The organism is Dietzia sp. E1 (assembly GCF_014145015.1).
GTDB lineage: Bacteria > Actinomycetota > Actinomycetes > Mycobacteriales > Mycobacteriaceae > Dietzia > Dietzia cinnamea_A.
Genome location: NZ_JAALDU010000041.1, coordinates 1 through 5,729 on the forward strand (window position 1 = coordinate 1; position 5,729 = coordinate 5,729).

Here is a 5,729-nt window from a genome sequence, read left to right on the forward strand (position 1 = left end):
GGCGTCAGCGGCGGGTGGCTCGGCCCGGCACTCGATCCGCTCCCGCGGGGGGTAGGTGGACGACACGGTGTCGGTGCTGACGGTGGTGTCGCCACGCTGGACGATCCGGGTGACCCGCGCCGTGTAGCCGTCCCGTCCCGCGCTCGGTGTACAGCCCGCGGTGGTCACCACCCGGGTCGGCGCCCGCCGGACGTCGGTGCGGGGCGCCGTGGAGATACGGACGGTGTATTCGCGAGTGCCCCACAGTCGGACCGTCACCGAGTTCCCGCTGCCGGAGGCGTCGATCACGAGCCCGGTGCCCTGTGCGTTGCGGAAGCCCACGTCGGCCGAGGCCGTGGCGTCCCGCCCGGCGGGGAACGCGTCGCCGTCGACGCCGCGGGACGTGCGCACCGGGTCCTGGGCCCCGGCCTCGAACGCGGCGTTGAACAGGGCGGTGGCCACAGCGTCGGCGGAGGTGTCCCCGGAGACGGTGCCCGCGATCTCCGCCATCGAGAAGCTCTCCCCCGCGGGGATGAAGTGCCCGGCGAGCGAGGCGATCATCGACTGGGCTTGCCCGTTCGCGCCGACGGCCACCGTGAACTGGCCGACCGGCTCGCGGATGCCGGCCCGTTCCGCCTCCTCGGTGGTGAGCTCGGGATCGCGGCCCACGTAACTGACGGGCAGCACGCGCGGGCCCTCGGTGTCCGTGAGCTGGCCTGGGAGCGCACCGAGCAGCGGGCCCCACTCGACCGTGCGTCCCTGGACCGCGGGCACGACCGTTGCGGTGGTCCCGCTGAACTCGAAGCCGGCGTCCCTGCCCTCCTGTTCGGTCGGCTCCAGGAGCGGCTCGAGGATTCCCTTGGCGGCGTCGGCGTCGAAGCGCGGCTCGAGCACGTCGCCCTCGCGGACGAAGGTCAGGTACTCGCCGATCCGATCGCGGGGGAAGACCACGGGCACGGCGTCAGGGTCGTCCGGGTCGATCATCTCGATCTCCCGCTCGGCGGACTCGGGACGCTCCCGGCCGGCAGGTGGCGGTGGGGCCGGCATCCGGGTGGTGATGGTCGTGACCGGCGGCTCGGTCCCGTCCTCGCGGATCCGGGAGGCCAGCAGCGTCACGTCGCGGGTGGCGGCGGGTTCGGCCACGTCGCGGATCAGTGCGCGGACCTGCTCGGCGTCGGTCTCGGTGGGGGTGTAGTCCACGGGCAGATCCACGCCGTCGTCGTCGAGCCAGTGCTCGAGCACCGCGTCGCGGGAGTTCTCGATCTGCAGGCGCTGGCCGTCGAGCGGGATGGCCGACCGTACCTGGTCGCGGTCGAACCAGATGGCCCCCTCGCGGGGCTCGAAGTCGGCCTGCAGCGCGAGCCGTTCGAGGAAGTCGGTGAGCCGGGCGTCCGGGATGACGCTGGCGATGCCGACGTCGGTGGACCACACCAGGCTGATCAGCCGGGTGATCGGGTTGAGGGGCTGCTCACCGGCCCGGTCGAGCGTGCCCTGCCAGTCCACCGACAGGCCGACCGCCTGCGGGTCCAGCGTCGTGGACACGGCTCCGGCGCGGAGGTCCACCTCGTCGTCGACCCGCGGCCCCAGTTCCTCGACCAGGCGCCGCTCGGCGTCGGCCGTGGTCATCCCCCCGACCTCGATCCCGGACACCTCGGTGCCGCGCGGTACGCGGCCGATGCTGTTGACCAGGTCGAATCCGTACAGCACCGCGAGCGCCATGAACACGCCCACGCCCGTGTACAGCCAGCGCGAGTGCACGCGGTAGCTGCGCCGCTCGGACGCGGTCGGCCGGGGCCCGGCCCCCTCGATGGCGACGGGCCGGGCCGGGCCGCCGCCGGTGCTGGTGGACTCGTCCACTCGTCACGTCTCCTCACGAAGCGGGGCGGCGTCCCCGGCGGGGCGCCGGCCTCGGGACTCCCGCACGAAGCACTGTGCACACCACTATGACGGACCGGTGCGATGCGCGCAGCCCCCGCGCCGGGCGCGGGGGCTGCAGGTCAGACGTTCCGAGGGCGGGTCAGCGCTCGACGATCGCGGTGACACCCTGGCCACCGGCCGCGCAGATGGACACGAGCGCGCGGCCCGAGCCCTTCTGTTCGAGGAGCTTGGCGGTGGCGGACAGGATGCGGCCGCCGGTCGCGGCGAACGGGTGGCCGGCCGCCAGCGAGGAGCCGTTGACGTTGAGCTTGGACCGGTCGATCGAGCCCAGCGCGGAGTCCAGACCGAGCCGCTCGGTGCAGTACTCCTCGGACTCCCACGCGGCCAGGGTGGCCAGGACCTGCGAGGCGAACGCCTCGTGGATCTCGTAGTAGTCGAAGTCCTGGAGGGTGAGGCCGTTGCGGGCGAGCAGGCGCGCCACCGCGTAGGTCGGGGCCATGAGCAGGCCGTCCGGGTTGCGCCCTTCCTTACCGTGGATGAAGTCCACGGAGGCGGTCTCGGAGTCCACGAGGTAGGCGCGGACGGGCAGCTTGTGCTCGGCGGCCCACTCCTCGCTGGCCAGCAGCACCGCGGAGGCGCCGTCGGTGAGCGGGGTGGAGTTGCCGGCCGTCATGGTGGCCTCGGTGCCGTGGGCCTCGGCGTCGCGCTTGCCGAAGACGGGCTTGAGCTTGCCCAGCTTCTCCTCGGAGGAGTCGGGCCGCATGTTGTCGTCGCGGGCCACGCCCAGGTACGGGGTGACCAGGTCGTCCTGGAAACCCGACTCGTAGGAGGCGGCGAGGTTGCGGTGGCTGGCCGCGGCCAGCGCGTCCTGGTCGGCGCGCGACACGCCGAACTCGCGGGCGGTGATCGCGGCGTGCTCGCCCATGGACAGCCCGGTGCGCGGCTCGGCGTTCTGCGGCTGCTCGGGCACGAGGCCCTGCGGGCGGATCTCGCCGAGCAACTTGAGGCGGTCGAGGTTGCTCTTGGCCGCGGTGAGCTTGATGAGGGTCTTGCGCAGGTCGTCGTTGACCGCCAGCGGGGCGTCCGAGGTGGTGTCGGTGCCACCGGCGACGCCGGACTCGATGCGACCGAGCGCGATCGCGTCGGCGACCTGGATGGCGGCGGCCAGGCCGGTGCCGCAGGCCTGCTGGACGTCGTAGGCCGGGGTCGACGAGTCGAGGACGGAACCGATCACGGACTCGCGCGTGAGGTTGAAGTCGCGGGAGTGCTTGAGGACGGCGCCGGCGACGACGGAGCCGAGGCGCTCACCCTGCAGGTTGTACCGGCTGGCCAGCCCGTCGATCGCCGCGGTGAGCATGTCCTGGTTGGAGGCGTCCGCGTACTTGCCGTTCGAGCGGGCGAAGGGGATTCGGTTGCCGCCGACGATGGCGACCTTGCGGGGGCTGGTGGTCACGTGTGTCACTCCCGTTTGTTCTCGGTGTCCGGTGGCCCGAAACGCGGCCCTGGCAGTATTGTTACTCAGCGGTAAGTTACTTGTCGACCCGTAGGACCGCACACCTCTCCAGGAGATGATCGCCATGGCACAGGGCAACCTCGACCTCTACTCGCAGTTCGTGACCTCGGCCCCCGGGTCGTTCATCGCCGGCAAGGTCGGCCTCCCGCAGCCGGAGCAGCTGCGCCGCCACGAGGCCGGTCAGCCCGCCCTCCACGGCCCGGTCCTCATCGGCGGCGAGGGTCGCCTCGTCGAGCCCGTCCGCGAGATGCTCTCGGGCGACTACGAGCTGGCCGGCGCGGGTGCCGAGGGCAAGTTCGCCGGCCTCGTCTTCGACGCCACCTCCTTCAAGCGCCCCGAGGACCTGGTCGCCCTGTACGAGTTCTTCAACCCGGTCGTGCGCAACGTCATGGCCAGCGGCCGCATCGTCGTCCTGGGCACCACGCCCGAGGAGACCGGCTCGGTCGAGGAGCGCATCGCCCAGCGCGCGCTCGAGGGCTTCACGCGCTCGCTCGGCAAGGAGATGAAGCGCGGCTCCACCGTCCAGCTCGTGTACGTCTCCCCCGACGCCGACGCGGGAGCCTCCGGGCTCGAGTCGACCCTGCGCTTCGTCCTGTCGGCCAAGTCGGCGTACGTCGACGCCCAGGTGTTCCGCGTGGGTGCCGGTCCCGCCACCGCCCCGTCGTCGTGGGACCGCCCGCTCGAGGGCAAGCTCGCCGTCGTCACCGGGGCCGCGCGCGGCATCGGTGCGGAGATCGCGGCGGTCCTCGCCCGCGACGGCGCGCACGTGATCTGCTGCGACATCCCCGCCGCGGGCGAGTCGCTCTCGGCCACCGCCAACAAGGTCGGTGGCACCTCCCTGCCGCTCGACGTCACCGCCGCCGACGCCGCCGAGGTCCTCGCCAAGCACGTCACCGAGCGTCACGACGGCCGCATCGACATCCTCGTCCACAACGCCGGCATCACCCGCGACAAGACCCTCGCCGGCATGGACGCCGCGCGCTGGGAGTCGGTCATGGCCGTCAACCTCATCGCGCCCGAGCGGATCACCGCCGAGCTCGCCGAGAAGGGCGTGCTCGGCGAGGGCTCGCGTGTGGTGGGCGTGTCCTCGATCGCGGGCATCGCCGGCAACCGCGGCCAGACCAACTACGCCGCCTCCAAGGCCGGCGTGATCGGCTTCGTCAACGGCGCCTCCGCGGAGCTGGCCTCCAAGAACATCACGGTCAACGCCGTGGCGCCGGGCTTCATCGAGACCCAGATGACCGCCGCCATCCCGTTCGCGACCCGCGAGGCCGGTCGCCGCATGAACTCCCTGCAGCAGGGCGGCCTGCCGGTCGACGTGGCCGAGACGATCGCCTACTTCGCCAACCCCGCCTCCTCCTCGGTCACCAACAACGTGATCCGCGTGTGCGGCCAGTCGCTGCTGGGGGCGTGATCGGTCGTGGAATACACCCGCCTCCCCGGCATCCCCAACCTGCTCGGCCAGTACGGCAAGGCCGCGGTCGGCGCCCTCCCTGTCGTCGGCGGCTCCCGTGACGGAAAGTCGATGCCGTCGAAGGGCGTCGAGGTCACCGGCGTGCGCGTGGACGTGGCGAACCTCGCCGCCTACGCGCGCGTGTGCGGCCTGCGCCTGACCGACGAGCTGCCGCTGACGTACCCGTTCACGCTGGCGTTCCCCTTGAGCATGCAGCTCATGCTGGACCCGGACTACCCGGTGCCGGCCATGGGCTCGGTACACCTGACCAACGAGATCGAATCGCGTCGCCCCTTGCGGGTCGGCGACGAGCTCAACATCCGCGCGCACGCCGAGAACCTGCGCGAGCATCCGGCGGGGTTGCTGTTGGACGTGGTCACCGAGATCAGGACCGGCGACGACGACGAGCCCGCCTGGGTGCAGCGGTCGGGCCTGCTCTCCAAGCGCAGGACCTCCCTGACCCCGCCGAAGGACGCGCCGCGCCCGCCGAAGCCCGCGCCGCCCATCGCGGCCGAGATCGGCGACCCCACGGTGGTGAAGTCGGTGTCCGAGGCGCAGATCGCGGAGTACGCGGCCGTGTCCGGCGACCGCAACCCGATCCACGTCTCCCGCGTGGGCGCCAAGGCGTTCGGGTTCCCCAACGTCATCGCCCACGGCATGTGGACCGCCGCCACGCTGCTCGGGGTGGTCGAGGGCGAGATCCCCCGGCGCGCCCGCTACTCGGTGGAGTTCGGCAAGCCGGTGATCCTGCCCGCGAAGCTGGGCATCTACGCCCGGCGCGGCGGCGCTGGCGATCCGGCCTGGTCGCTGTCCGTGCGTAACCCCAAGAAGCTGGGGACCGTGCACGCGACGGCGACGATCGAGGAACTCTAGGAGACTGCTGAACAAGGCGCTATTGGGGTTGGC

At 72.1% G+C, this 5,729-nt stretch carries 4 protein-coding genes; 2 read left to right on the forward strand and 2 right to left on the reverse strand.

Features of this window, described 5'->3' with window-relative positions:
- Together G6030_RS16795 and G6030_RS02120 are read right to left on the reverse strand one after the other, a co-directional pair.
- Positions 1-1,836, reverse strand: a 1,836-nt coding sequence (locus G6030_RS16795) for a peptidoglycan binding domain-containing protein (RefSeq protein WP_182642050.1), incomplete at its 3' end; no start/stop codon positions are given.
- Positions 1,837-1,996: 160 nt separating this feature from the next.
- Positions 1,997-3,310 (reverse strand): acetyl-CoA C-acetyltransferase, encoded by a 1,314-nt coding sequence (locus tag G6030_RS02120; protein ID WP_182642051.1) that lies wholly within the window; start codon positions 3,308-3,310, stop codon positions 1,997-1,999.
- 118 nt (positions 3,311-3,428) lie between these two features.
- Between G6030_RS02120 and G6030_RS02125 the strand changes: the two genes are divergently transcribed.
- Together G6030_RS02125 and G6030_RS02130 are read left to right on the forward strand one after the other, a co-directional pair.
- Positions 3,429-4,784 carry a 3-oxoacyl-ACP reductase gene (locus G6030_RS02125; RefSeq protein ID WP_182642053.1) on the forward strand — a complete coding sequence of 452 codons (1,356 nt, stop codon included), beginning with the start codon at positions 3,429-3,431 and terminating at the stop codon, positions 4,782-4,784.
- Between the two features lie 6 nt (positions 4,785-4,790).
- The gene (locus tag G6030_RS02130; RefSeq protein WP_182642052.1) at positions 4,791-5,696 is read left to right on the forward strand and encodes a MaoC/PaaZ C-terminal domain-containing protein; all 906 of its coding nucleotides are present in this window, start codon (positions 4,791-4,793) and stop codon (positions 5,694-5,696) included.
- Positions 5,697-5,729: the final 33 nt, after the last annotated feature.